24 protein-coding genes are annotated in these 22,027 nt (G+C 67.1%); 16 read left to right on the top strand and 8 right to left on the bottom strand.

Features of this window, described 5'->3' with window-relative positions; all coding sequences use genetic code 11:
* Positions 1–1,077 (top strand): AAA family ATPase (locus ABZ004_RS36005; protein WP_355686119.1); only part of this gene is annotated, 1,077 nt, incomplete at its 5' end.
* A 103-nt stretch (positions 1,078–1,180) separates the two neighbouring features.
* On the opposite strand, the gene ABZ004_RS36000 is transcribed toward ABZ004_RS36005, so the two are convergent.
* Positions 1,181–2,389 carry a hypothetical protein gene (locus ABZ004_RS36000; RefSeq protein ID WP_355686117.1) on the bottom strand — a complete coding sequence of 403 codons (1,209 nt, stop codon included), beginning with the start codon at positions 2,387–2,389 and terminating at the stop codon, positions 1,181–1,183.
* A 203-nt stretch (positions 2,390–2,592) separates the two neighbouring features.
* Here ABZ004_RS36000 and ABZ004_RS35995 point away from each other — a divergent pair, with 203 nt between their 5' ends.
* From ABZ004_RS35995 to ABZ004_RS35980, 4 genes are all read left to right on the top strand, one after another.
* Positions 2,593–3,168, top strand: a complete 576-nt coding sequence (locus ABZ004_RS35995; RefSeq protein WP_355686115.1) for a TetR/AcrR family transcriptional regulator — start codon at positions 2,593–2,595, stop codon at positions 3,166–3,168.
* 155 nt (positions 3,169–3,323) lie between these two features.
* Positions 3,324–3,539 (top strand): alcohol dehydrogenase catalytic domain-containing protein, encoded by a 216-nt coding sequence (locus ABZ004_RS35990; protein ID WP_355686113.1) that lies wholly within the window; start codon positions 3,324–3,326, stop codon positions 3,537–3,539.
* Between the two features lie 31 nt (positions 3,540–3,570).
* Complete coding sequence (locus ABZ004_RS35985; protein ID WP_355686111.1) at positions 3,571–4,134, top strand: zinc-binding dehydrogenase; 564 nt, start codon at positions 3,571–3,573, stop codon at positions 4,132–4,134.
* A 6-nt stretch (positions 4,135–4,140) separates the two neighbouring features.
* Positions 4,141–5,124: a zinc-dependent alcohol dehydrogenase family protein gene (locus ABZ004_RS35980; protein WP_355686110.1), complete on the top strand. Its 984-nt coding sequence runs from the start codon at positions 4,141–4,143 to the stop codon at positions 5,122–5,124.
* Positions 5,125–5,130: 6 nt separating this feature from the next.
* On the opposite strand, the gene ABZ004_RS35975 is transcribed toward ABZ004_RS35980, so the two are convergent.
* Positions 5,131–5,460 carry a nuclear transport factor 2 family protein gene (locus tag ABZ004_RS35975; RefSeq protein WP_355686108.1) on the bottom strand — a complete coding sequence of 110 codons (330 nt, stop codon included), beginning with the start codon at positions 5,458–5,460 and terminating at the stop codon, positions 5,131–5,133.
* 89 nt (positions 5,461–5,549) lie between these two features.
* Here ABZ004_RS35975 and ABZ004_RS35970 point away from each other — a divergent pair, with 89 nt between their 5' ends.
* The 5 genes from ABZ004_RS35970 (at position 5,550) to ABZ004_RS35950 (ending at position 9,250) form a co-directional block, all read left to right on the top strand.
* Positions 5,550–6,050, top strand: a complete 501-nt coding sequence (locus tag ABZ004_RS35970; protein ID WP_355686106.1) for a hypothetical protein — start codon at positions 5,550–5,552, stop codon at positions 6,048–6,050.
* 122 nt (positions 6,051–6,172) lie between these two features.
* Complete coding sequence (locus ABZ004_RS35965) at positions 6,173–6,703, top strand: sigma-70 family RNA polymerase sigma factor (protein ID WP_355686105.1); 531 nt, start codon at positions 6,173–6,175, stop codon at positions 6,701–6,703.
* Positions 6,700–7,413, top strand: a complete 714-nt coding sequence (locus ABZ004_RS35960) for a zf-HC2 domain-containing protein (RefSeq protein ID WP_355686103.1) — start codon at positions 6,700–6,702, stop codon at positions 7,411–7,413. The genes ABZ004_RS35965 and ABZ004_RS35960 overlap by 4 nt, the downstream gene beginning before the upstream one ends.
* Before the next feature lie 31 nt (positions 7,414–7,444).
* Positions 7,445–8,533: a beta-eliminating lyase-related protein gene (locus ABZ004_RS35955; RefSeq protein ID WP_355686102.1), complete on the top strand. Its 1,089-nt coding sequence runs from the start codon at positions 7,445–7,447 to the stop codon at positions 8,531–8,533.
* A gap of 168 nt (positions 8,534–8,701) precedes the next feature.
* A complete protein-coding gene (locus ABZ004_RS35950; protein WP_355686101.1) occupies positions 8,702–9,250 on the top strand; it encodes a dihydrofolate reductase family protein in 549 nt (182 codons plus the stop codon).
* Here the strand turns inward: ABZ004_RS35950 and ABZ004_RS35945 are convergent.
* From ABZ004_RS35945 to ABZ004_RS35935, 3 genes are read right to left on the bottom strand one after another with little or no spacing between them, the layout of a single operon-like run.
* Positions 9,247–9,834: a hypothetical protein gene (locus ABZ004_RS35945; protein WP_355686099.1), complete on the bottom strand. Its 588-nt coding sequence runs from the start codon at positions 9,832–9,834 to the stop codon at positions 9,247–9,249. The two genes, ABZ004_RS35950 and ABZ004_RS35945, sit on opposite strands and share 4 nt — an antisense overlap.
* Before the next feature lie 47 nt (positions 9,835–9,881).
* Positions 9,882–10,787: a M56 family metallopeptidase gene (locus ABZ004_RS35940; protein WP_355686097.1), complete on the bottom strand. Its 906-nt coding sequence runs from the start codon at positions 10,785–10,787 to the stop codon at positions 9,882–9,884.
* Complete coding sequence (locus tag ABZ004_RS35935; protein ID WP_355686095.1) at positions 10,784–11,170, bottom strand: BlaI/MecI/CopY family transcriptional regulator; 387 nt, start codon at positions 11,168–11,170, stop codon at positions 10,784–10,786. Before ABZ004_RS35935 ends, ABZ004_RS35940 begins: the two co-directional genes overlap by 4 nt.
* 102 nt (positions 11,171–11,272) lie before the next feature.
* Here ABZ004_RS35935 and ABZ004_RS35930 point away from each other — a divergent pair, with 102 nt between their 5' ends.
* The 4 genes from ABZ004_RS35930 to cydC are packed head-to-tail and all read left to right on the top strand — an operon-like array spanning position 11,273 to position 17,013.
* Positions 11,273–12,682, top strand: coding sequence for a cytochrome ubiquinol oxidase subunit I (locus tag ABZ004_RS35930; RefSeq protein ID WP_355686093.1), 1,410 nt, complete (start codon positions 11,273–11,275; stop codon positions 12,680–12,682).
* A 13-nt stretch (positions 12,683–12,695) separates the two neighbouring features.
* Positions 12,696–13,694, top strand: a complete 999-nt coding sequence (gene cydB / locus ABZ004_RS35925; RefSeq protein ID WP_355686091.1) for a cytochrome d ubiquinol oxidase subunit II — start codon at positions 12,696–12,698, stop codon at positions 13,692–13,694.
* Positions 13,691–15,316, top strand: a complete 1,626-nt coding sequence (gene cydD / locus ABZ004_RS35920) for a thiol reductant ABC exporter subunit CydD (protein ID WP_355686090.1) — start codon at positions 13,691–13,693, stop codon at positions 15,314–15,316. The genes cydB and cydD overlap by 4 nt, the downstream gene beginning before the upstream one ends.
* Positions 15,313–17,013, top strand: coding sequence for a thiol reductant ABC exporter subunit CydC (cydC, locus tag ABZ004_RS35915; RefSeq protein ID WP_355686088.1), 1,701 nt, complete (start codon positions 15,313–15,315; stop codon positions 17,011–17,013). Before cydD ends, cydC begins: the two co-directional genes overlap by 4 nt.
* Positions 17,014–17,117: 104 nt before the next feature.
* On the opposite strand, the gene ABZ004_RS35910 is transcribed toward cydC, so the two are convergent.
* Positions 17,118–17,774, bottom strand: a complete 657-nt coding sequence (locus ABZ004_RS35910) for a hypothetical protein (RefSeq protein WP_355686086.1) — start codon at positions 17,772–17,774, stop codon at positions 17,118–17,120.
* Between the two features lie 154 nt (positions 17,775–17,928).
* On the opposite strand from ABZ004_RS35910, the gene ftsY reads away from it, so the two are divergent.
* On the top strand, positions 17,929–19,113 hold the full coding sequence (ftsY, locus tag ABZ004_RS35905) for a signal recognition particle-docking protein FtsY (RefSeq protein ID WP_355686085.1): 1,185 nt from the start codon (positions 17,929–17,931) through the stop codon (positions 19,111–19,113).
* Positions 19,114–19,234: 121 nt separating this feature from the next.
* Here ftsY and ABZ004_RS35900 read toward each other — a convergent pair whose 3' ends face one another.
* Both ABZ004_RS35900 and ABZ004_RS35895 read right to left on the bottom strand, forming a co-directional pair.
* Positions 19,235–20,209 carry an asparaginase gene (locus ABZ004_RS35900; protein WP_355686083.1) on the bottom strand — a complete coding sequence of 325 codons (975 nt, stop codon included), beginning with the start codon at positions 20,207–20,209 and terminating at the stop codon, positions 19,235–19,237.
* A gap of 106 nt (positions 20,210–20,315) precedes the next feature.
* Positions 20,316–20,894, bottom strand: a complete 579-nt coding sequence (locus tag ABZ004_RS35895) for an XRE family transcriptional regulator (RefSeq protein WP_355686081.1) — start codon at positions 20,892–20,894, stop codon at positions 20,316–20,318.
* Between the two features lie 83 nt (positions 20,895–20,977).
* On the opposite strand from ABZ004_RS35895, the gene ABZ004_RS35890 reads away from it, so the two are divergent.
* Positions 20,978–22,015: an NAD(P)/FAD-dependent oxidoreductase gene (locus ABZ004_RS35890; RefSeq protein WP_355686079.1), complete on the top strand. Its 1,038-nt coding sequence runs from the start codon at positions 20,978–20,980 to the stop codon at positions 22,013–22,015.
* Positions 22,016–22,027 lie beyond the last annotated feature (12 nt).

Here is a 22,027-nt window from a genome sequence, read left to right as displayed (position 1 = left end):
ATCGCCCGGGCATCGCGGCGGGCGCGTCAGTCCGAGGCGGCGCAGGCCGTGCACCTGGCGGCTGGGCATGTGCTGGCGCGACTGGAGAACTCGCTGCAACTGGCTGCCGCCGAGCGTTCGGCGATCCAGGCTGAGCGTGCCGATCGCGAGCAGAGTTTGGCGCAGGCGCGTTCGGCCACGCGGAACCTGAGCAGCGAGCTGGAGCAGCTGACCAACACCGTGCACCGCGACGCGCTGGCTCGCGCGGAGCAGAAGATGCGGCTGGAAGCTTTGTACGAGAAGGCGCTCAGCGAGCTCGGTACCGAGGTGGAGACGCTGATCGCGGAGTACGGGCCGGATCAGTTGGTCCCGCCGCTACCGGCTTCCGATGCCGACGCCGACCAGCCGTCGCTGGAGGTCGAGGGGGAGCCCTTCGACCGAGCCAAGGTGGCGAAGCGGCTGAAGCAGGCGGAACGCGCGCTCGGCCAGCTGGGGCGGATCAACCCGCTCGCGCTGGAGGAGTTCGACGCGATGGAGGAGCGGCACCGGTTCCTGTCGGAGCAGCTCGAGGACCTGAAGAAGTCCCGGCGAGACCTGATGGACATCGTCAAGGAGGTCGACGACCGGGTCGAACAGGTCTTCACCGAGGCTTATCGCGACGTCGAGGTCGCCTTCGAACACGTCTTCAGCCGCTTGTTCCCCGGTGGCGAAGGCCGGCTCGTGCTGACCGACCCGAGCGACATGCTGAGCACCGGCATCGACGTCGAGGCCCGCCCACCCGGCAAGAAGGTCAAGCGGCTGTCGCTGCTCTCCGGTGGTGAGCGCTCGCTGGTCGCGGTCGCGTTCCTGGTCGCGCTGTTCAAGGCGCGTCCGTCGCCCTTCTACATCCTCGACGAGGTCGAGGCCGCGCTGGACGACACCAACCTCGGCCGCCTCCTGGAGATCTACGAAGAACTCCGCGAGAACAGCCAGCTCCTGGTCATCACCCACCAGAAGCGCACCATGGAGGTAGCCGACGCCCTGTACGGCGTCACCATGCGCGGCGACGGCGTCTCCGCAGTAATCTCCCAAAGAATCCGAGAACCCGAACCCGCCTGAACCAGCCGCCCGGTCACCACCTGCAGGCGCCTCCTCCAGCCGCTCCACGGTCCGGCTGACGTCGGGGGAGTCAGCCAGACCGTGGTCTCGGGGTGCTTTGGTGTTACTGGATCAGCAGGCCGGCATTCTGGGCGCCGGCGATGTCGTTGAGCTTGATGAAGAAGGACCCGGTGTAGCCGGAGGCACACCCGTAGCCCCAGTGCTGGCCGTGAGCGATCGCGCTTCCGGTCCCCTTTTGGGTGGTCAGCCACGGGCCACCTGAATCACCACCGGCGGTGGGGTGGGTCGCCATCAGCACACCCTTCAGACCCGCGTACTCCCCGGCGCACGAGGGCAGGGTGTAGCTCGGCACCTTGACACTCGAGACGTTGAGACCAGTGGTCGCACCACTCATCGCGACCTGGTCGCCGACGGACCACGCCCCGTCGAACCCGACGACAGGGCGGACCTCGCCGGTCGTCTGGTTGCCGACGAAAACGGTGGGTGAGTAGGTGCTGCCATGCATCAGAGCGGAGTCGACCGCCTTCGCGGACTTGAAGACCGTCCCGACCTTGTGCCCGTTGTTGTACCAGTCGAGATCGGCACAGTGCCGTGCCGTCGATCCCACCACCTCATTGGTGTCCTTCATCCTCCAGGCCCAGCCCAGGGTGCACCCGTTGCCCTTCGGCGAGGACGTGATGGTGGCTCCGACCGTCCACGGCGCGAAGTCGACGACGCGGGTCTCGGTGCCGGTATGGGTGGTGGCCTGCACGTACTGAAGGGTGACGCGCGGGTCTTTCAGCCCCTTGATCGCCCGGACCAAGGTGGCGGAATCCTTGTATTTCGGGTCGACCTGCAAGAGGACGCGGTTTGTCACCGGGTCGTAACCGCCGCCGATCCCGCTCGCGCCGGCCCATTTTTTTTGATCATCGAAAAGTTTGTCGGAAAGTGTGCTCAGCTCGTTCTCGGTGTATTTCACCTGGACATACTTGACCTTGAACGGCGTGGCAGATTTGGCCCGCAGCGTCTGGGCTTTATTGATGGCGGCATCGGACGTGAATTGCACGGTCAGGGTGTTCGAAGCCTTGTCCCAGATCGTTGCTCCCTCGGACGCCGACAGCGACTTGAGCGAGGACTTGAAGCTGTCCCGCGCCTCTGACAGGGCTGCGTCGCCGGTGATGTCCAGCGGCAATGTGTACTTCGCCGAGGTGGCCTTCTTCGGCTCCCCGATCGGACTTGTTTCGGCAGCAGTTGCGGGAATCAGGCTGGCTGTGCTCAATAGACAGCCTACGCCGATCGCGCCGGTCAAAAATCGCCTCACGTGATTTGCCATGGCGGCAACGTTAGCGTCGCCGCCAGTGCGCTCTCAATAACAAGCCGTGTTTCTGCACCTTCTGCAGAAAGGGATTGCAGGCAGTCAGGTCGTCGAGGACTGAGTGGATGGTGTCGGCGTTGTGGTCGACGTCGCGGAGGAGAGCGATCACGTTCAGGCGGCGACCAGTTGACAGGGTTAAGACGACCGGTCATATTGATGGTATGGCGAGGCGGAGTATGCGGGAAGAGATTGTCGGGGCGGGGCTGGCGCAGTTCCATGAGCGTGGGTTCAACGCGGCGGCGGTGAAGGACATCACCGATCGGGCCGGCGTGCCGAAGGGGTCGTTCTACAACCACTTCGAGAGCAAGGAAGCGCTCGCGTTGGTGGCGCTGGAGCGGTACGGCGTGGAAATGCGGCTGACGGATCTGGCCGACGAGTCGGTCGAGCCGGTGGCGCGGATCCGCAGGCACTTCGAGTTCCTGCGCGACGGAGTGATCAACTCCGAGCTGACCAAAGGCTGCCTGCTCGGCAACTTCGGGACCGAGATCATCGACCACAGCGAGACGATCCGCACCGGTGTCCGGGATGGATTCACCGTCTGGACAGAGTTGCTGAGCAAGGCGATCGCAGCGGGCCAGCAGGCCGGCGCGATCCGCCAGGAGCTCGACGCCGGCAAGACCGCCCGGTATCTGCTCAGCGCCTGGGAGGGCACCCTCATCCAGGCGCGGGCCTTCAAGTCCGCCGACGTCTTCGACAGCTTCTTCGATCTCACCTTCGAGGCCATCCTCATCGCCTGAGCGCCACCGCACTTCGCGGGTGCACAGGCTTGACCGTTTCAAGATGACCGACCGTCTTAGGAGTTCATGATGACCACCTACGCGCCGTCCAGGCCACCGCGGAGGGCAAGTTCGAGCTGGTCGAGCGAGAGCTCACCGACCCCGGACCAGGCCAGGTGAGGATCGCCGTGGAGGCCTGCGGGGTCTGTCACAGCGACGTCGTCGGGGTCCACAACCTCTTCGGCAGCCGCCCCGCCGGTACGCCGATCGTCCCCGGTCACGAGATCGTCGGACGGATCGACAAGCTCGGCGCGGACGTCACCGGGTGGACTGTCGGCCAGTTCGTGGGCCAGCGGGTTGGTCGCAGTACCGGAGGAACTGTCTGCCGCTGAAGCGGCTCCGCTGCTGTGTGCGGGGATCACTGTGTTCAACGGTCTGCGCAAGGGTGCCGCTCAAGCGGGCGATCTGGTGGCGGTCCAGGGCCTCGGTGGGCTCGGGCACCTGGCCATCCAGTACGCCGCCAAGCTCGGCTTCCGGGTGGCAGCGATCGCGCGAGGTGAAGGGAAGCGCGAACTGGCGTTGCAGCTGGGCGCTTCCGAATACATCGACAGCTCGGTGGTCGACCCGGCGAAGGCGCTTCAGGAGCTCGGTGGGGCACAGGTGATCGTGGCGACGGCGGCGAGCGGTGCCTCGATGAGCCCGCTGATCGACGGGCTCGGACTGCGCGGCCGGCTGATCGTGGTCGGCGCCGCGAACGACCCGATCGAGGTCACCACCGGCTCGCTGATCTTCGGCGGCCGCAGCATCCACGGTTCGCTCACCGGCACACCGAGTGAGAACGAGGAGAACCTCGCCTTCAGCCTGGCGAACGACGTGCGGCCGCTGGTCGAGGTCGTTGCGCTGGAGGAAGCAGGTACGGCGTACGAGCGGATGATGTCCGGCGCGGCGCGGTTCCGGATGGTACTGACAACCACTCAAGAGGGGTAGCAGGCTATGAGCCAGTTGATTCTGCGGCAGATCGGGAGCATCGACGAGAACGTCGACCTGGTCAAGGATCCGGATCTGAGCGTCGGGCCGGACGAGGTGCTGGTCGAGATCGAGGCTGCCCCGATCAACCCGGTCGACTTCATGCTCGCTGCCGGCACCTACGGGTACCAGGCGCAGGTGCCGTTCGGGCTCGGCTCGGAGGGTGTCGGCCGGGTAGTCGAGGTGGGTGCCGGGGGCAACAAGTCCCTGGTCGGGCACCGGGTGCTGATCGTGCCGAACTACGAGCAGGGCACCTGGTCCGACCGGGTCGTTGTGGCGGTGAAGAACGTCGTGACGATCACCGAGGACGGAGATCCGCGGCAGCTCGCGATGGTGGGCGTCAACCTGTTGACCGCTCACCTCGCGTTGACGAAGTACGTGGACCTGGAGGCGGGGGACTGGATCGGGTTCAACCTGGCCAACTCGGGCGTCGGCAATTACATCCTCGGGCTGGCGAAGCTGGCTGGCTTGAAGACACTTGCCGTCGTACGCCGGGAGGAGGCGGCCGAGAAGCTACGGGTCGCCGGGGCTGACCTGGTTGTTGTCGATGGCAACGAACTCGGCGAGCGGATCGGGAAGGCGCTCGACGGGGAGTCGCTGAAGCTGGTGCTGGACGGTACGGGGGACGCAACCGTGGGTGCGCTGGCGCAGGCGGCCGAGTTCGGCGGGACCGTGGTCAGCTACTCGTCCGTCACCGGTCAGCCGGTGCAGGTCGGGCTGGGCGACACCATCTACCGGCAGCTCAGCGTGCGCGGGTTGTGGATCGTCAACTGGCTCGGCAATGCCCCGCGCGAGGAACTCGAGCAGACCTTCCGTGAACTCGCGGAGCTAGCGGCCGAGGGCGTGGTGAGCTCGGAGGTCGAGGCGTCGTACCAGGTCGCGGATTATCTGCAGGCGTTCGAGCACGCTCGCCGGCCGGGTCGTACCGGCAAGGTGCTGTTCCAGCCGTAGTACCGGTCAGGCGGTGATCGTCATCGAGGCGATCAGATCGCCGGCGACGTCGAAAGTGAAGTGGGACGGGCCGTTGAATCCATCGCCACCGACCTGGGTGACGATGGTCAACGGATTGCCCGGCGTGGCGATCTCGGTGCCGGTGAAGGTGGCCCGCTTGCCGATCAGCTCGTTGTCGCTCCAGGAGCGGATCGCGTCCGGGCCGCGGAACTGGCGGCCCCAGTCGTCGACGAACCCGTCCGGTGCGAAGGCCGCGACGAAGGCGTCGGTGTCCTGCTCGTCGATGGCGGTCAGCGCCCGCTGGACTGGCGCGGGGAATCCTGCTGGTGTGGTCATAACGTGACCATAATCCTCTGAACCAGTCCGGCGGATTGTCCGTGTGGGTGGTGTCGAACAGTCGAACACCCACTCCAAGGAGTTCCACCATGAAGAGCTTCGCCCTCATCGCCGGAACGGCCGTCATCGGCCTGTCCGCCCTCACCGCCTGCGGTGGTGGGGACGACACCCCTGCGGCCCCACAGTCCAGCAGCACCCAGTCGGCCAGCGCCAAGCTCGCCACTGCCGACGTGGGTGACTTCGGCAAAGTAGTTGTCGACGGCACCGGTCGCACGCTCTACGTGTTCGACAAGGACACTGCGGGTAAGCCCACCTGTGATGGTGACTGCGCTGCCATGTGGCCGCCGGTGCTCGCCGGTGCCGGCGCTCCGCAGGTGGACGGCGTGGACGCCTCACTGGTCGGCACAGTGGCGCGGACCGACGGCAGCAAGCAGGTCACACTGGGTGGCCTGCCGCTGTACCAGTTCGGGAAGGACAGCAAGGCCGGCGATGCCAAGGGGCAGGCCTTCGGCAATGTGTGGTGGGTCGTCGGTCCCGACGGTAAGAAGATCACCATCCAGGACTCCGACAGCGGCAACTCCGGCTACTGAGCTTCATGTACTCGGCCAGTTGTCTTTTGCAGGGTCCCGTTCGGGGCCCTGCAGTGTGTGCAGCCGACGTCGCATCCCCTAGGGTACGAACGACCGCGACGATCGAGCCCGGGAGGACAGCGGTGGGTGACGTGGACCGCCGTCCCGACACGGCCGAGGCGCTGATCCGTTCGCTGTACGCCGAACACGGGCGCAGCCTGCTGGCGTATGCGACCAGGCTGACCGGAGATCGCGCGGCGGCCGAGGACGTCGTACAGGAGACGCTGGTCAGGGCGTGGAAGCATGCTGACGACCTCACTACCGGCAAGGGGTCCGTGCGCGGCTGGCTGCTGACCGTGGCGCGCAACATCGTCACCGACCGGGCCAGGGCGCGAGCCGTGCGGCCTGCTGAGGTTGCCGAGGTCGAGGACCGGCCGCCGGTCGAGCGTGATCACTCCGAGGCCGTGGTGAACACCATGGTCGTGCTGGACGCGCTGGACCAGGTGTCACCCGAGCACCGCGAAGTACTGGTCGAGCTGTACTACCGCGGGCGGTCGGTGACCGAGGCGGCGAAGGAATTGGGTGTCCCGCCCGGTACGGTGAAATCGAGATCGTATTACGCCCTCCGTGCACTGCGTACGGTGATGGGACCGGGAGCGGAGGTGGCCGGATGAGCGAGCACGATCAGACCTCTCTGGGTGCCTACGTACTCGGTGGACTGGAGCCGGACGAGATCCGCGAGGTCGAGGAGCACCTGGCCGGCTGTGCCGAGTGCAGGGACGAGCTGGTCGAGCTGGAGGAGATGAAGGAGTTCCTCGGCGAGGTACCGCCCGAGGCGTTCCTGGACGGGCCGCCGACCGATGGTGACCTGATGCTGCAGCGGACGCTCCGTGAGGTGCGCGCTGTGTCTGCTCCTTCGGAGCCCGTTCCGGCTGCTCCGGCTGTTGCGAAGAAGCGTGGGCGGTGGCTCGCGGTGGCGGCAGCGGTGATCGTCGTCGCCGGGGCTGTTGGTGGCGGCGTACTGATCGGGCGGCAGACAGCAGACAACTACCCGGTGGCAGTCGACACGCCACCGGCTGGGACCAAACAGGTCATGGTGAGCGACGCGAGCACCGGTGCGACCATGGCGGCCACTGTCGAACCACGTGCCGGCTGGACTTGGGTCACCGTCAACATCGCCGGGCTGAAGTCCGGGGCCGAGTGCCAGATGTGGGTCACCGACAAGTCCGGCAAGACCTGGAGTGCCGGGAGCTGGATCGTCTCGGAGAAAGCAGCGAACGAGGGGAGCCGCTTCGGCGGTGGTGTAGTAGTGCCGCTCGACCAGGTCCGCTCGGTCGAGATCAAGACCGTGCAGGGGCAGCACGTGGTGACTGCCGCGATCTAATTCGGGTTGCGGGGGACGAGAAGATGGAGTCGTGAATCCTGTCGAAGACCTCTCCGCCCGACGTACCACTGCTGCTGAGGGATGCACCCGCTGGCTGACTGGCCGTCGTGTTCCCGCCTCCGACGCACTGCGGCAGCTAGCCGACGAGGCGACCGAGGACAAGCGGGACGCCTACGGCAGTGGCGGCGAGGTCGAGCTGCTGGAGAAGGAGGTCGCCGACCTGCTAGGTAAGCCGGCGGCCGTCTTCGTACCGACTAGGATCCTCGCTCAGCAGAGTGTGCTCCGGGTCTACGCGGATCGCGCCGGGACACAGCGGGTCGCGCTGCACGGCCTGTCGCACTTCCTGCATCACGAGTTGAACGCCCTGGAAGAGGTGCACCACCTCCGCATCGAGCGGATGACATCCGAGCCGCGGCACCCCCGGCCGGACGAGCTGACGGCGATCCCTGGTCATCTGGCCGCTGTGGCGCTGGAGCTGCCGCTGCGCGACGCCGGGTTCGTGCTGCCGACGTGGGACGAGCTCGTGATGTTCTCGGAGGCATGCGCGGAGCGCGGCGTACCGCTGCATCTTGACGGCGCCCGGTTGTGGGAGAGCACGCCGTACCTGGAACACAGTCTTGCTGAGGTGGCTGCGCTTGCTTCAACCGTCTACGTGTCCTTCTACAAAGGGCTGGGCGGGTTGAGTGGTGCTGCACTTGCCGGACCCGAGGACATCGTCGCGGAGGTGCGCCGGTGGCAGCGGCGGCTCGGCGGTACGCCGTACACGTTGTTCCCGTACGCCGTGTCGGCGCGGGCCGGGCTGCGCAACGTGCTGCCGTTGATGGGCGACCTCCACCAGCGGGCCGTCGAGCTGGCTGCCGCGTTGGAGATCGCGGGCTTCCGGGTCTTCCCCGATCCGCCGCACAGCAACTCTTTCCGCGTCTTCGCGCCGCAGCCAGCGGACAAGATCGAGCTGGCCGCCGTACGCCGGATGGAGGCGACTCGGGAATCCATCAGCTACCGCTGGCAGCCGGCCGACGTGCCCGGCTGGTCGTGGGTCGAACTGGTGGTGACTCCGGACACCCTGCAGTGGGACGTTGACGAAGTTGGTAAAGCGTTCGGGGAACTTCTGGGAGAATAGGGGCGTCCACCTGACGAGGGGTTCAGGTGTGAGGCAACAATCGGGGAGAGAAGTCAAGCTGTGTTGACGTTTGTGGTCACCATGATCATCCTGCTGGTCCTGTCAGGACTCGTCCTACTGGCAGTCGCTCGGGGTGAAGGTAAGAATTTCGGTTAGTACAGTGGCGTGATGAGACGGCTGGTCTTCCAGGAGTACGTCACGCTCGACGGGTATGCCGCCGGGGTGGGCGATGAGCTCGATTTCTTCGAGACGATCGCGCCGCAACCCGACGACGACAACCTCGACCTGTTCGAGCGCGTCGATACCTTGGTGCTCGGTGCGCGCACCTACCGGTTGTTCGTCGATCATTGGCCGACGGCAACCAATGGGGCCGTCGCGCCGAAGCTGAACGCGTTGCGCAAGGTGGTCGCCTCGACCACGCTCGACAGTGCCCCGTGGGGTGACTGGGAGGCGGCCGAGGTGGTCACCGATGCCGTCGCGGCGGTCGGCGCGCTCAAACAGCAAGCCGGCAAGGACATTGTGTTGTGGGGCAGTATCACGCTGTTCCACTCCCTGCTCGCGGCCGGACTGGTCGACGAGATCCAGCTACGGGTCTGCCCGGTGCTGCTCGGTGCGGGGAAGCCGGTGTTTCCCGCCAGGACAGCGCTCGGCCTCCGCCTGATCGAAGCGAAGCCGTGGGCGACCGGCGGCGTTCTACTCCGCTACGAACCGAGCTAGAAGATATAGATCGACAAGCCCATCGTGAGTGAGCCGACTGCTGCGCCGCAGAGGGTGTCGGCGCCACCCAGGTCGACTTCGGCCAGCTCGCTCTGTAGATCGCCGGGGATGTCCGGCAGCGGCTGGTAGCCCTGCTCACGGGCCCGTTGAAGTCCTTCGTCGAGCATGAAGATCGACTCCTGGTCCTGCAACTTCAGCAGATAGAGGCACTGCATCAGCAGCGCGCCCGCGGAGCCGACGGCGAAGGAGTCGCCATCGGGGAGGTCGAGGCGCACCGGCGCGGGCAGTGCCACAGGCAGGAAAAGGCTACCTACGCCGGCGATAGCGATCTGATCGAAGCGCTCCTCCACCTCGTCGCTGATCCCGATCACGTCGAGCATGAACTCGATCACCTGCCGCCCGGACCCCAGCAGGGAGTATCCGTCGTCGGGCGGGCGAGGTTCGACGTACGGCGGCAGGCCGAGCGAGGCCAGGTGCTGGTTGACGGCCTCGAACTTCGCCAGGCAGTGGTCGAAGAACGGCCAGCTTTCCTCATAGCGCTCGTTGATGCCTTCCAGCGGCCCGAGCACGATGTCGAAACCCATACCCCGGACCGTAGCGGGCGGGGGTCGACTGATTTGCGTGGTGGCCGCTAGCTGACAGCGTTGACGACGGCCTTCACGATCGGGGCCGCGACAGTGAAGGTCGGGATGACCAGCAGAAGCACAGCTGCGGCGTACGTGAGAGCGGACTGCAGGGGATAGCGCGGCTCAGGGTCGCTCAGGCGCTGGACTCGGAGGACAGTCGAGGACTTGGCTGCGGCCATCGCTGCTTCGGGCGCGGGGGAGCCGGCCAGCGCGACCAGAGCACGGGCGAGCGGAAGCGGGCCGTTGCGGCGACGGGCGTCGTCATCGGCTAGCAGCTCGACGAGTGTCTGAGTCTGTTTCAGCGCTACGTCGCTCCGGACCCATCTGGGGAAGGCCATGTGAAGTGCTGTGAACGCTTCGAGAACCAGGTCGTGCCGTGCTCGCAGGTGGGCTTGCTCGTGAGCCAGCACAGCTCGCAGCTCTCCGTCGTCCAGCCTGTCTAGCGCACCGACCGAGACCACCACGCGAGCTCCACGCAGTGCAGGTAGGCAGTAGGCGAGTGGTGTCTGCTCAGCCAGCACCCGCAGGCCGGGGATCAGCCCGTCCGGTGTCGCCAGGACATCCACGAGGTCGCGGTGCCGTCGCCGGCGGGCTCGTGTCCCGACAGCCACGCGTCCCACGGCCCACAACAGCCTGACGCCGACCAGTGCGGTCAGGGCCAGTACTGCGGCCGCTGCAAGATCCCGCGATGACGAGGGATCGAACCGCGGCTCACCAGGCTCCCCAGCGGTCGAGTACGACAACGCGATTCCCGCGCCGAAGGCAGCCAGTACTGCGGCCAGCGCGACCGCCTGCCACAAGGCGATCGCGGCGCGCGGGATCCGGTAAGGCCAGCTCGAGCGCGCCAGCAGCGCCGGTGCCGGTCCGGTCAGCACCAGGGCGAGCGCGGCGAGCAGGATCGGGGTGATCACCCCTCCCGGGCCTCCAGCCGGGCCAGCGCCTCCCGCAGCAGGGCCGCCTCCTCGGTGCTGACCTGATCGACGAACAGGACCAGCGCCTCGCGCCGGTTGCCGGCCCGGTCGAGCGCGTCCATCATCAGGTCGGCCGCCATCTCCGCGCGGGGAGCGGCGGCCTTGTAGCGCCAGGCCTTCCCGTCCCGCTCGCGTTCGGTCAGCTTCTTCTTGGCCAGCCGGTCGAGCACCGTCATCACGGTCGTGTAGGCGAGCTCACGGGTGCCGGCGAGGCGTTCGTGCACCTCGCGGACGGTCAGCGGTTCGCCGGCTGCCCAGAGTTGCTCCATCACCAAGCGTTCCAGGTCACCCAGGGGGCGCGGAGCCTTCTCGTCGGAGGTCACGTGACCAGTATAACTACGGCTTGTAGTAGATCGAGGATGCGATCTACTACATCCCGTAGTAATATCTACTACGTAACGTCGTAGATGGCCCTGGAGGCCTTGATGGACACCCTGGATCTGGCCCGTTGGCAGTTCGCGATCACCACTGTCTACCACTTCTTCTTCGTGCCGGTGACGATCTCGCTGGTCGCGATCACCGCCGGCCTGCAGACCGCGTGGTACCGGACCGGCAAGGGCAAATACCTGCGGCTGACCAAGTTCTACGGCAAGTTGTTCCTGATCAACATCGCGATGGGCGTCGTCACCGGCCTGGTGCAGGAGTTCCAGTTCGGGATGAACTGGAGTGACTACTCGCGGTTCGTCGGCGACGTCTTCGGTGCGCCGCTCGCGCTGGAGGGTCTGCTCGCCTTCTTCCTGGAGTCCACCTTCATCGGCCTGTGGATCTTCGGCTGGGACCGGTTGCCGAAGCGGATTCACCTGGCCTGCATCTGGATGGTGGTGCTCGGCACCCAGCTCTCGGCGTACTTCATTCTGGCCGCCAACTCCTGGATGCAGAACCCGGTCGGCTTCCGCTACAACGCCGAGCGCGGCCGCGCCGAGCTGACCGACATCTGGGCGGTGCTCACCAACAAGGTCGTCCTGGTCACCTACCCGCACACGATCTTCGCGGCCTTCATGGTCGGCGGCGCGTTCGTCGCCGGCGTCGCGATCTGGCACCTGGTCCGCCGCCCCGGCGTCGACACCGGCGCGTTCCGTACTGCGTTGCGCCTGGGCGCCGTGATCGTCATCGCGGCCGGTGCCGGTGTCGCGCTCAGCGGTGACCAGCAGGGCAAGGTGATGACCGAGGTGCAGCCGATGAAGATGGCCGCGGCCGAGGCGCTCTACGAGTCCGAGAAGCCGGCCTCGTTCTCGATCTTCACCGTCGGCACCCTGGACGGTTCGCGCGAGCTCTACTCGGTCAAGGTGCCCTATCTGCTGTCCTTCCTGGCCACCGGTCACTTCGAAGGTGAGGTCCAGGGCATCAACCCGCTGCAGCAGTCCTACGAGAAGCTGTACGGGCCGGGCTCGTACAAGCCGAACATCCCGCTCACCTACTGGACCTTCCGGCTGATGATCGGTGTCGGGATGGCCTCCGCGGGGCTGGCCGTGTTGTTGCTCTGGGCAACCAGGAAAGGCCGGGCGCCGCATCGGTTGCTGGTCTGGATGGCGCTGCCGCTCCCGTTGCTGCCGCTGTTCGCGAACGTCTTCGGCTGGGTTTTCACCGAGACCGGGCGGCAACCGTGGCTGGTGTTCGGCCTGCTGCCCACCTCGGCCGGCGTCTCGCCGGGCACTACATCGGGCGAGGTGCTGACCTCGATCATCGGCTTCACGGTCCTGTACGGCGTACTGGCTGTGGTCGAGACGAAGCTGATGTTCCGCACGATCCGGGGCGGACTGGCCGGTGCGTCGCCTGCACCGTCGCCGGATGAACCGGACGAGGGCTTGGACAAGCCGCTGTCGTTCGCTTACTGAGGAGGGGATCGGGATGGAACTGACGACAGTGTGGTTCGTGGTCATCGCCGGCCTGTGGATCGGGTACTTCGTGCTGGAGGGATTCGACTTCGGCGTCGGGATCCTGCTGCGGGTGCTGGGCCGGGACGAGCCGGAGCGGCGGGCGGTGACCACCACGATCGGGCCGGTGTGGGACGGGAACGAGGTCTGGCTGATCGTGGCCGGCGCGATGACGTTCGCGGCGTTCCCGGAGTGGTACGCGTCGCTGTTCAGCGGGTTCTATCTGCCACTGTTCGCGATCCTGGTCGCGCTGATCGTGCGCGGCGTGGCACTGGAGTACCGCGGCAAGCGGGACGACCTGGTGTGGCGATCGCGGATGGACTGGATGATCTTTGCGGGCTCTGTGCTGCCGGCGGTGCTCTGGGGGCTCATCTTCGCCAACCTGGTTCGCGGCGTGCCGCTGGACGCTTCGCACGAATTCGTCGGCAGTCTGGGTTCACTGTTCAACCCGTTCGCGCTGCTCGGTGCGGCGACGGTCACTGTGTTGTTCGTGGCGCACGGCGCGATCTTCCTTGCTCTCAAGACAACTGGGGAGCTGCGGCAGCGGGCGAACCGCCTTGCTTCGCTGTGTGGGCTGGCTGCCGCTGTGCTCGCGGTGGGCTTCCTCGGCTGGACGCAGGGACTGCGGGGCGACGCTGTCTCTGCAGTTGTCGCCGGTGCGGCTGCGGTTGCGTTGCTGGGTGGGCTGGTGGCGAACGGGCGTGGCAGGGAAGGCTGGGCCTTCGTCGGAACAGCGGCGGCGATCGGGCTGGCCGTGGCGTCGCTGTTCCTGGCGCTGTTCCCGGCGGTGATGCCGTCCAGCCTCGACCCGGCTTGGAGTCTGACAACTGCGAACGCGGCCTCAACGGCGTACACGTTGAAACTGCTGACGGTGATCGCGGCGATCTTCACGCCGCTGGTGATGCTCTACCAGGGCTGGACCTACTGGGTCTTCCGCAAGCGGATCACGGTAGAGCCGGCGGTGGCCTCGTGAAGCCGCTGGATCCGCGACTGCTGCGGCGGGCGAAGGCGGCCCGGCTGTTTCTGGCCGGGTCTGTGCTGATCGGCGTTCTCACTGGTGCGCTGATTGTCGTCCAGGCCGTCCTGCTGGCCCACGGCATCGCCGGCTTCGTACTGCGAGGTGGGGTGCCCGTCGCGGTCGTGTGGGCGCTTGTGGTGGTGATCGTTGCTAGGGCGCTGTTGGTGTGGTTGCAGGAGGTCGTCGCCCAACGCGCCGCGGCTGCAGTGAAGTCGACGCTGCGTCGGCAGGTGCTGGAGCACTCGCTGAAGCTCGGACCGGTCTGGCTGAGTGGCGAGCGGAGTAGTGCGCTCACGACTCTGCTGACCAAAGGGTTGGACGACCTGGATCCGTACTTCGCGCGATACCTGCCGCAGTTGGTGCTGGCGTCGACTGTGCCGGCTGGAGTGATCGGCTGGATGGCGACGGGTGACCTGCTGGCGGCGGGGACCGTGCTGGTGACCCTGCCGCTGATCCCGATCTTCATGGCATTGATCGGCTGGGTCACCCAGGCACACAGCAGACGTCGTCAGCAGGCACTCGCTGTACTGGCGCATCACTTCGCGGATGTCGTCTCCGGGCTGCCCACGCTCAAGTTGTTCGGTCGCGCGAAGGGTCAGGCGATCGCCGTCGAACAGGTGACCGATCGGCATCGGGTGGCGTCGATGGGGAGTCTGCGACTGGCCTTCCTGTCGTCCTTCGTCCTGGAACTGCTGGCCAGCATCTCGGTGGCGCTGGTCGCGGTCGGCGTCGGGCTGCGGCTGGTCGACGGGAAGCTGGGGCTCGAGACGGCGTTGATGGTGCTGATCCTTGCGCCGGAGGCGTACTTGCCGCTGCGGCAGGTCGGTGCGCAGTTCCATGCGAGTGCGGACGGGGTTGCGGCGAGCGAAGAGGTGTTCCGGGTGCTGGAGACGCCGCTGCCGATGCGGGGTGAGCGGACCGACGTACCGGATCTGCGGGTGACTTCGCTGCACCTGCACGACGTGACGGTGACGTACGCCGGGCGGTCGACGCCGGCGCTGGAGGGATTCGACCTGGACCTGTGGCCGGGGGATGTGGTCGCTCTGACCGGGCCTAGTGGGGCGGGTAAGTCGACCGTGCTGGCTGCGCTGCTCGGGTTCGTCGTGCCGGAGCAGGGGGTGATCGTGGCGGCTGGGAGTGCGGCGGATGAGTTCGACCCGGCGCTGTGGCGGCGACAGTTCGCCTGGGTGCCGCAGCGGCCGGGTTTGCTGGCGGGAAGCATTGCGGACAACGTGCGGCTCGGTCGGGCCTCGGCTTCCGACGACGACGTACGCCATGCGCTCGATGCGGCCGGGGCTGCCGAGTTGGAGCTCGGGACTGCGGTCGGGGAGCAGGGGAAACTGTTGTCGGGTGGACAGCGCCGGCGGGTTGCGCTGGCTCGGGCACTCGTCACCGAGGCACCCGTGCTGCTCCTCGACGAGCCGACAGCAGGTCTGGATGCCGACGCCGAAGCCGCAGTCGTCGCGAACCTCCGCGCAACTGGTCGAACCGTCCTCCTGGTAGCCCACCGCCCAGCCCTGATCACCGCAGCCGACCGGGCAGTCCACGTAGGGGAGAAAGAGTTGGTGAGGGCGTGAACGCCATCGTTGCCGGGCGCGACCGCCGAGCACAGGCGGCTGGCGATCCGCGGACGGCTGGAGCTACCGCGGTGGAAGGCGACCTGAGGGTGGGTGGGGTTGCGATGGATCGGCGGGTCGTTGGGTGGTTGGGGGTGGCGGTGGGGGCGGGGGTGTTGGCTTCCGGGTCGGCGGTGGCGTTGCTGGCTACTTCGGCTTGGTTGATCACCACTGCCGCGGCACAGCCGCCGGTGTTGACGTTGATGGTGGCGATCGTGGCGGTGCGGGCGTTCGGGGTCGGGCGCGGGGTGTTCCGGTATGTCGAGCGGCTCGCGGGACACGACGCGGCGTACCGGGTGCTGGGTGGGGTGCGGTCGCGGGTGGTGGGACGGCTGGAGGAGCTGGCGCCGGCTGGGGTGTCGTTGCGGAGCGGTGATCTGCTGACTCGACTCGTGCTGGACGTCGATGCGGTGCTTGATCTCTGGCTGCGAGTGTTGTTGCCGGTGGTGGTTGCTGCTGTGACCGCTACGGCGACGGTGGCACTGCTGGTGATCCTGCTGCCGGTTGCGGGTGGGGCGGCTGCCCTGGCTGTAGTGGTTGGTTGCACGGTTGTGCCTTGGGTGACGGCAACTGCAGCGCGACGAGCTGAGCAGGCGATCGCCGGAGCCCGGGGAGCTGTTGCTGCTGGCGCTACCGAGGCATTGCTGACTGCGGCGGATGTCGTTGCTTTCAACGCAGTCGACAACGTGCTGGCGGAATTTGCTGGTGGCGATGCGCGGCTCGCTGCTGCAGAGCGTCGGTCGGCGTGGAGTACCGGTCTCGGGAACGCATTGCTTGTGCTGTGTGTTGGCGGGGCAAGCGTGGCGGGATTGGTGCTCGGGAGCCAAGCTGACATCTCCGGGCCGGTCTTCGCGGTACTCGTGCTCACTCCACTGGCACTAGCCGACGTGCTGGGTGGGATCCCGCTCGCGGCTCAGCTCGGGATTCGGGTGCGGGCTTCGCTCGGGCGGCTGCGGGAGGTGATGGAGGCGCCGGTGCCGGTGACGGAACCGGCTGCCCCTGCTGAGCTGCCGACCGGGAGGGACCTGAGGGTTCGTGGGCTGCGAGCCGGTTATGACGGTAGAGACGTGCTGAGTGGGGTGGATCTGGAGTTGCCGGCGGGGAGTCGGCTGGTCGTGACAGGGCCGAGTGGTTCTGGAAAGAGCACGCTGGCCGCAGTACTGCTGCGCTTCCTGGAACCGCGTGGCGGCGAGTTGCAGCTGGGCGGAGTCGACCTGCGCGAGCTGCAAGGGGATCAGGTGCGGTCGGTGGTCGGATTGCTGACTCAGGAGAGCCATGTGTTCGACACGAGCATCCGGGAGAATCTGCTGCTCGCTCGCCCTGGTTCAAGCGACTTGAGGTTGTGGAAGGCGCTCTATCGCGCTCGGCTCGGCGAGTTCGTCGAGAGTTTGCCGGATGGGCTGGACACGATGGTCGGGGAGCACGGCGCTCGCCTGTCGGGTGGAGAGCGACAGCGGCTCGCCTTTGCCCGCCTGCTGCTCGCAGACCACGACGTACTGGTGCTGGACGAGCCGACCGAGCACCTGGACGAGGAGACAGCGCGGGCGCTGCTGGCTGACCTGTACGCCGCGGCCGGCAACCGCTCGGTGGTGCTACTGACCCACAATCCCGCCCAAGCGCCGTCCGCGACCCGGACTCTCGCACTTTCCGTTCACTGACGGACCACGGCCTTGCTTGCGTCCGAAGACGTCGGACGTGTTCGGACGCAAGCACGCAGCTCGGCAGAAGCGAGCACTCGGTTCAGCAGAAGACAGTGATCGGCTCAGCAGAAGACGGTGATCGAGTAGGAGCGGTTGACGATGACGTCGTTCTCGAACAGGCCGACCTGCACCTTGTGCACATCGGTGTCTGATGGTCGGGCGCTGATCCCCACGTGGCCGACCTGTCCCGTCACCTGGATCGCGCACCGGCTGACGTCCCGGTCGAACGTGACCAGGCTGGTGCCATTCGAGGTGAACTCCGCACCGGTCGCGTGGTTTCCGCTGGCCACCCGGACCGTTGGCCCGTGCCCGTCGAAACCGTCGTCGATCACGGCCCAGAGCGGTGAACCGTCAGCACCAGCCGGTCCCACCGGCCCGGCCGGTCCCACCGCCCCGGTCGCCCCAGTCGCGCCGGTCGGGCCAACCGGGCCCACCGGACCAGCTGGACCAACCGGACCGGCGGCACCGGTGGCGCCGACGGGACCCATCGGGCCGGTCTGGCTCCAGGCGATCGGTGTCTCCCCCGGGCGACAGCTCTCGTTCGTGTCGACCACTCGCAGCGATCCCTTCACCGGACCGAGGAGCGAGCTGTTGGTCGTGTAGCAGCCGTTGACCCGGCCGCTGGAATCCGGGATCGCGGCGTACGCGACGGCCCCGGCGGCGGTCAGGATGACCGCGGTGGCGGCGATCGCTGTCGCCCTGTTCCTGATGTGCGTCATGACATCCCCCTGTCGATGGCCGGTGGATCGGCCAGTTCCTGGAGCCATCCTGGTCGGGCCTGTTCAGAGTTCCTTAAAGTGCGCCAGCGGCTCAGCCGGGCAGCGGGTGAGGTGGGGGCCGGGGGTGGGCCGGGGGGTCTGTAAGGATGGGGGAGTGTCGAACCCTCAGCTAGTCACTCTGCTCACGGACCAGGCGCTGATCGCCGTCATCGTGGTGGTTGCCGTCCTGCTGGTCGGTGGTACCACCGGTCTGGTCATCTCCCGGCGCCGGAAGGCAGAGCTGCCGGCCGCGAAGCCGGCGCCCGAGCTCACCGAGCCGAAGGTCGGCGACGACGCGGAGGAGCCGCGGGACAAACCGACCCGGACGCTCGAGGACGCGGAGCTGCCCGAACCGGGTACGACGGCGACGCTCGAGAAGCCCGAGTCCGCGCAGGGCCGGCTGGTCCGGCTGCGGGCACGGCTGGCCCGCTCGCAGGGTTCGCTGGGCAAGGGACTGCTCGCGCTGCTGTCGCGCGACACCCTCGACGACGAGGCGTGGGAAGACATCGAGACCACCCTGATCACCGCCGACGTCGGCGTCGCCCCGACCCAGGAACTGGTCGAGAAGCTGCGGACCCGGGTCCGCGTCGAAGGCGTCTCCGGCGACCAGGCGCGGACCATCCTGCGGGAGGAGCTCATCGCGCTGGTCGACCCGAGCCTGGACCGCTCGCTGAACGTCGACCGCAAGGACGACCAGCCTGCCGTCGTCCTGATGGTCGGCGTGAACGGTACCGGCAAGACCACCACGGTCGGCCGGCTCGCCCGGGTGCTGATCGCGGAGGACAAGCACGTCGTACTCGGCGCGGCCGACACCTTCCGCGCCGCGGCTGCCGACCAGCTGCAGACCTGGGGTGAGCGGGTCGGAGCACGGACGGTTCGCGGACCCGAGGGCGGCGACCCGGCCAGCATCGCGTTCGACGCGGTCAAGCAGGGCATCGAGGAGCACGCCGACGTCGTGCTGATCGACACGGCCGGCCGGCTGCACACCAAGACCGGGTTGATGGACGAGCTCGGCAAGGTGAAGCGGGTGATCGAGAAGGCCGCCGAGGTCGACGAGGTGCTGCTCGTCATCGATGCCACGACCGGCCAGAACGGGCTGACCCAAGCGCGGGTGTTCGCCGAAGTGATCAACGTGACCGGCCTGGTGCTGACCAAGCTGGACGGTACGGCGAAGGGCGGCATCGTGATCGCCGTCCAGCGCGAACTCGGCGTACCGGTGAAGCTCGTCGGGCTCGGCGAAGGCGCCGACGACCTGGCCCCGTTCGACGCCGAACAGTTCGTCGACGCGCTCCTCGACTGACCCCGACGGACCGATGAACCGCCACACGCCGGGGATCAACGGACCGATGAACCGCCACACGCCGGGGATCAACGGACCGATGAACCGCGGCACGCCGGGGATCAAGGGACCGATGAACGGGCTAGTGGTGTTGGGCGAAGGCGGCGTTGATGTCTTCGGGGGGTTCGTTGGTTGCTAGGAGTAGGCGTAGGAGGATGCGGGCTTTGTAGGGGTCTAGGAAGCCGCCGTCGATGAGGCCGCGTCGGAGGAGGTCGGACTCGGAGCCGACTGAGCTGTAGGTGTTGCGGAGAATTGAGCCGCCGCCGGTGCGGGACGTCAAGACGACGGGGATGCGCTGAGCGATCTCGCCGAGCACAGGGGCGAGTGCGGACGGCACGTGCCCGACGCCGTAGCCCGCGACAACCAGACCTTGGTACTTGTCGGCCAGTCCTTCGAGCAGTTGACCGTCGTCGTCCAGCGTGACGGTGTACAGCGCCACCTTGTTCGCATCCAGGTCTTCCGGCTCAGCACGACCCTGTACGCCGTCCTGTCGCGCAGGGCGGGTCAGGATCCGCACCTGCTCCTCCACCAGGTGACCGATCGGCCCCGCGTTCGGGGACGCGAAGGCCGCAGTACTGGTGCTGTGGGTCTTGCGTACCCAGCGAGCTGCGTGGATCTGATCGTTGAAGACCACCAGTGCACCCAGGTCGCGAGCAGTGGGAGAGCAGGCGACTCGTGCTGCGGCCAGGAGGTTGGCCGGGCCGTCGGGGCCTGCCAGCGTTGGGTTCCGCATGGCACCGGTCAGGACGAACGGGTTGGAATGCGGCCACACCTGGTCGACCACGAAGGCGGTTTCTTCAAGCGTGTCAGAGCCCTGCAGGACAACGATGCCGGTCGCGCCGTTGCTGATCGCCTTGGAGGCGGCGTCCACCACGTCGAGCATCTTGGCCAGCGTCAGGTCCGCGCTTGGCACTGCCTGGATGTCCTGCACCTCCACCGGACGCCCTAGCTCGGCAAGCCCTGGTACTGCGGCGGTCAGCTCGGCTCCGGTCAACCGGTTCTTGTTGGGGCCGGCCATACCAATCGTGCCGCCGAGGGTGAACAGTGCGACGCTCACGGGCAAGTCCTCTCGTTCGGTGACAAGCCCGGGAAGACTACTGCCCGGGTGCCGCGAAGCGCGTGCCTGGGCGCCGGAGATGTGCGCGAACCTCCGACTCATGGCACTAGGTGGTTCGGGCTCGCACGTGTAGTCGTTCACCTTGCGGGCCGAAGAGGCACAGCATCTCGGCGGGACCTGGACCGGGGTTGCTGAACCAGTGCGGGACGCGGGTGTCGAACTCCACCACCTCACCTTCGGCCAGCAGGATCTCCTTGTCGCCCAGCAGTAAGCGGATCCGCCCGGACAGCAGGTAGAGCCAGTCGTAGCCCTCGTGGGTCTTCTGGTTGGGTTCGCCGCCTGGCCAGCCGGGCGGAACGATCTGCTTGTACGCCTGCAGCCCACCTGGTCGCCGGGTCAGCGGGATCATGATCGCGCCGTCCTTGCGCTTGATCGGGCGGGCATGGATTCGCGGATCACCGGTGGGTGGGGCGTCCACCAGTTCGTCCAGTTGCACCTGGTGGGCGCGGGCCAGCGGCAACAGCAACTCCAGGGTTGGCCGACGCTGGCCGGACTCCAGTCGCGACAGGGTGCTCAAGGAGATCCCGGTGGCGGCGGCGAGCTCGGCGAGCGTCGTACCGCGTTCCTGGCGGAGCATCCGCAGGCGCGGGCCGACGCCTTCGAGAACGGTTTCGAAGTCTTCCATGTTGCTATCTTGGCAAACTTTCTTGTCGTTTTGGCGAACGGGGCAGATTCTCGGGTCAGAGGCCGACGAGAAGGAGCAAGACGATGGACGAGTACGACGTGGTGGTGGTCGGCGGGGGAGCCGCTGGGCTGAACGGGGCGTTGGCGTTGGCGCGGTCGCGGCGGTCGGTGCTGGTGATCGATGAAGGCACGCCTCGCAATGCACCGGCGGCGCACGTGCACAACTTCCTGACACGCGACGGGGTGCCGCCCGCAGAGCTCTACGCGCTCGGCCGCGCCGAGGTGATCAGCTACGGCGCCGAGGTCCGCACCGGCACAGTCACCGCGGTGACGCCGCGATCCGGCGGGTCCGGCGGGTCCGGGGCGTCCGGGGAGTCCGGCGGCTCCGGGGAGTCCGCCTGGTCCGGCGCCTCCGGCCGGGCCGGGGCGCCCGGCGGGTTTGAGGTGGAGATGTCGGACGGGAGCAGGGTGGGGGCTCGGCGGGTGTTGGTGACTACTGGCTTGACCGATGAGCTGCCCGGCGTACCGGGGTTGGGTGAGCGGTTCGGTCGGGACGTGCTGCACTGCCCGTACTGCCACGGTTGGGAGGTGCGCGACCAGGTGATCGGCGTGCTCGCCACCAGCGTGATGGCGATTCACCAAGCGTTGCTGTTCTCGCAGTTGAGCGACGACGTCACCCTGTTCCTGAACGGCGGTCCGGAGCCGACCGAGGAGCAGTGGGAGCAGCTGGCTGCACGCGGGATCTCCGTAGTACTAGGCAAGGTCGAGGCGGTTGAAGTCACCGACGACAAGCTGTCCGGCGTACGGCTGGAGGCCGGCAGAGTGGTCCCGTGCGAGGCGCTGGTGGTGCAGCCACGTGCCAAGGCACGTGCGGGCTTCCTGGACGGTCTGGGACTCAAGGCTGCCGAGCTGGAGATCAACGGTGTCTCCATAGGCACAGCTGTGCAGGCTGATCCCGCAGGCAGCACCTCTGTGCCGGGAGTGTGGGTAGCAGGCAACGTGACTGCCCCGACGGCTCAGGTGATTGCCGCTGCTGCCGCTGGGCTGACTGCCGGCGCAGCTATCAATTTCGACCTGATCGAAGAAGACACCCGATTGGCAGTGGCCGCGCGGAGTAGTTGAGGAGTTGAATAG

The organism is Kribbella sp. NPDC006257 (assembly GCF_040613535.1).
GTDB lineage: Bacteria > Actinomycetota > Actinomycetes > Propionibacteriales > Kribbellaceae > Kribbella.
This window is presented reverse-complemented; position numbering and strand designations above follow the sequence as displayed.